This is a genomic window from Stenotrophomonas sp. PS02297 (assembly GCF_029959705.1).
Taxonomy (GTDB): domain Bacteria; phylum Pseudomonadota; class Gammaproteobacteria; order Xanthomonadales; family Xanthomonadaceae; genus Stenotrophomonas; species Stenotrophomonas nitritireducens.
In genome coordinates, this window is record NZ_JASCOS010000202.1 from 1 (window position 1) to 3,638 (window position 3,638).

Consider the following 3,638-nt stretch of genomic DNA (forward strand, 5'->3'; position numbering starts at 1 on the left):
CGGTCACACTAACCCAAACCCGGCGGCGCGGCCGGGGGCGCGCCGCCCCGGCGCGGCCCCTCCCGCCCCCGGCGACCAGGCGCCGGGGGCGGGGTGGCGACATCAGCGGCGGTACGCCGGCAGCGTCGACGTGCCATGCAGGTAGCGGTCGCGCAGTTCGGTCTGGCGCGAGCGCATGGGCATCGCACGTCCGCCCAGCCACATCCGCTCGGCGTAGTGGCCCACGTCCAGCGGGTCGCCTTCCCACAGCACCAGGTCGGCCTGCTGGCCCACCGCGATGCTGCCGATGCGGTCGGCCACGCCGAGCGCCTGCGCCGGCACCCGGGTCAGGCCGGCCAGCGCCGCCTCCCAGGGCAGGCCGTTGGCGACCGCGTTGCCGGCCAGCTGGCGGATCTTGCGTGCGTTGTGCGAGGCGTCGCCATCCTGGCTGAAGGCCACCGGCACGCCGGCCGCGTGCAGCCGCGCGGCGTTCTCCAGCGTGGCGCCGATCTGGTCGAAGCTGGCCGGCAGGTTGGACAGCGCATCGACGAACACCGGCACCGCGGCTTCGGCCAGCTGCGGGGCCAGGCGCCAGGCCTCGGTACCGCCGGCGATGGCGATGCGCACCTGTTCGCGTTTGGCCCAGCGCAGCAGCTGGCGGATGTCGGCGGCACGGTCCACCCGCACCACGATGCGGCCGTTGCCGGCCAGGTAGCGGGCCAGGGTGGCGCGCCCGGCCGGGGTCAGCAGCGCGTGCGGCGAATCGGCGGCGATGCGGCCACGGGCCTCGGCCACCATCTGGTCGAGCAGCATCCACTGCGCGGCGCGCGAACTGCCGGACAGTTCCGAGCCGGCCGCGCCCATGCGCACGAACAGCATGCGCGGGCCGAGCGGATCGGCGCTGCCGTCCAGGCGCATGACCCCGCCCTGGCCGGCGATGAAGCCGCCGCCGCTGTTGGCGCCCAGCGCGGTGAAGCCGATGCCTTCCACGCGCGCGACCGGTATCAGCACCGAATCGGGGTTGTAGGCGAGGGTCACGTCGAACTCGGGACGCTGCGGCTGTTCCTCCAGCTTCACCGCGCTGTCCACGGTCGAGGCTTCGCCGGAGACTTCCTCCACGCCGATGTCGGTGATGCCGCCGAACAGCGCCGGGGTCAGCGGGCGTCCGCCGGCATCGATCACCTCCACGCCGGCCGGCGCGGCCAGCGCCGGGCCGATGGCGCGGATCACGCCGCCCTGGACCAGCACGTCGCTGGCGTTGAGCGTGCCGCGCGCGGTGGCGGTATGCACGGTGGCGTTGCGGACCAGCACGTCCTGGGCGCTGGCGACGACGGGCAGGGCCGCGATGGCGCCCATCAGCGCCACACGGCGCAGGAAAACGAGGGATGCGCTCATGGCTGTGCCTCCTGGCCGAGCATGAAGTCGCTCATCGGCTGTTGCCTGCGGTCACCGCGGTCGTAGGCCTGGAAGCCATCGACATAGACCTTCTCGGCCAGCGCATAGGAGCTGAAGGGATTGCCGTTCCACACCACCACGTCGGCCATCTTGCCCGGCTCCAGCGTGCCGGTGCGTTCCTCGATGCCGAGCGCGCGCGCGGCGTTGGCGGTGAGCCAGCGGATCGCGTGTTCCGGGGTGATCTCGTCCATGCCGGCGCGGCGCGCGTTGGCGATGACCTTGGCCGCCTCCTGGTTGAGGCGCTGGATGCCTTCGGGCGAATCGGAGTGGACGATGGCGCAGCTGTTGGCCGGGCGGTCGACCAGCGCGATGTTCTCCTGGATGCCGTCGAAGGCTTCCATCTTGAAGCCCCACCAATCGGCCCACAGCGCGCCGCAGACGCCTTCGGCAGCCAGCCGGTCGGCCAGCTTGTACGCTTCCACGCCGTGGTGGAAGGCGGCGACCTTGAAGCCGAACTCCTTGGCCAGGTCGAGCATGGTCGCCATCTCGTCGGCGCGGTAGCAGTGGATGTGCACGCGGATGTCGCCCTGGATGGCGCCGGCCAGCGTGTCCAGCTTGAGGTCGCGCTTGCCGCCGCTGTCACCGGCACTGTCGCCGTTGTCGCCGCCGCCGAAACGGCGCTTGCGCTTGACCGGCGCAGCGGTGTTCTTGGCGATGTACTCGCTGGCGTCGATGAAGGCCGCGCGATAGCCGGCGACGTTGCCCATGCGCGTGGACGGCGCGGTGCCCTTGCCGCCGTAGACGCGCTTGGGATTCTCGCCGCAGGCCATCTTCAGGCCCCAGGGCGCGTCGGGGAATTTCATCGCCTGGTAGGTGGTGGCGGGCAGGTTCTTCAGGGTCACGCCACGACCGCCGACCAGGTTGGCCGAGCCGGGCAGCACCTGCATCGCGGTCACGCCGCCGGCCAGCGCCGCGGCGAACCCGGGATCCTGCGGCCACACCGAATGCTCGGCCCAGACGTTGGCGGTCACCGGCGCGGTCATCTCGTTGCCGTCGCCATGCGCCTGCACGCCGGGGCTGGGGTACACGCCCAGGTGCGAATGCACGTCGATGATGCCGGGCGTGACCCACTTGCCGCGACCGTCCACGCGCACCGCACCGGCCGGCGCCTGCAGCGCGTTGCCGACCGCGACCACGCGGCCGTCGGCCAGCAGCACGTCGGCATCCTCCAGGCGGCGCCCGGTGCCGTCGAGCACGGTGGCGTGGCTGATCAGCACCGGTGCCGAGGCGACCGGCCGATAGGTGCTGGGATAGGGGTCCTGCATGAAGCGCGAGGCGGCCGGTGCGGGCGAAGGATGCGCGCAGGCCAGGGCCAGGCCGAGCCCGGCCAGCAATCGATGTCGCATGGGATCTCCATATGCGGCGTGGATGGTGCCCGCACGCTAGCCGTGGCCCCGGGTTTTGCCAAGTGCATGAATTGGCATCAAGGCAGGCGCGATCGGCTTTTCCGGCGGCGGCGTCCGCCGGCCGCCGCGGCGATGGTATCCAGACGCGCCCCGGCCGCTTAAGCTGCACCGGCGCGGGGGCCTCCGTGCTGGCGTCGCCTTCCGTGCGGCCAACGATCAGGAAACGGAGTGATGGAAGCAGTGCAGGCGGTGGTGGACTTCTGGCGTTCGGCTGGGCCGCGGCGATGGTTCGCGCGCGACGATGCCTTCGACGACGAGTTCCGCCGGCGCTTCCTGGACCTGCATTACCTGGCCGCGCGCCGCGGCTGCGAGGAATGGCTGCACAGCGCCGACGGCGCGCTGGCGCTGCAGATCCTGCTCGACCAGTTCCCGCGCAACTGCTTCCGCGGCACCGCGCATTCCTTCGCCACCGACGGACTGGCGCGGCACTACGCCATGCGCACCATCGAGGAAGGACTGGACCGCGAGCTGACGCCGCAGCTGCGCGCCTTCATCTACCTGCCGTTCGAGCATTCGGAAGACCCGCAGGACCAGGAGCGCTCGGTGGCGATGTTCGAAGTGCTCGGCGACCTGGAATACCTGCGTTTCGCCGAGCTGCACCGCGACATCATCCGCCGTTTCGGCCGTTTCCCGCACCGCAATGCCGTGCTGGGGCGGATTCCCACGGTGGATGAGCTGCACTTCCTGGCCGAGGGCGGTTTCGCCGGTTGAGGGAGGGACGTGCGTTGTCCCCATGTCGCCTTTCGCAGGAGCGACTTCAGTCGCGAAGGGGCATTCCCGGTGAAGCCCCTTCGCGAC

The 3,638-nt window shown here is 71.4% G+C and carries 3 protein-coding genes; 1 reads left to right on the plus strand and 2 read right to left on the minus strand.

The window, feature by feature from the left end:
• Positions 1-102: 102 nt before the first annotated feature.
• Together QMX80_RS18750 and QMX80_RS18755 are read right to left on the minus strand one after the other, a co-directional pair.
• Complete coding sequence (locus tag QMX80_RS18750; RefSeq protein ID WP_282278693.1) at positions 103-1,374, minus strand: amidohydrolase family protein; 1,272 nt, start codon at positions 1,372-1,374, stop codon at positions 103-105.
• Positions 1,371-2,780, minus strand: a complete 1,410-nt coding sequence (locus QMX80_RS18755) for an amidohydrolase (protein WP_055772176.1) — start codon at positions 2,778-2,780, stop codon at positions 1,371-1,373. Before QMX80_RS18755 ends, QMX80_RS18750 begins: the two co-directional genes overlap by 4 nt.
• A gap of 231 nt (positions 2,781-3,011) precedes the next feature.
• Between QMX80_RS18755 and QMX80_RS18760 the strand changes: the two genes are divergently transcribed.
• On the plus strand, positions 3,012-3,551 hold the full coding sequence (locus QMX80_RS18760; protein ID WP_055772174.1) for a DUF924 family protein: 540 nt from the start codon (positions 3,012-3,014) through the stop codon (positions 3,549-3,551).
• Positions 3,552-3,638 lie beyond the last annotated feature (87 nt).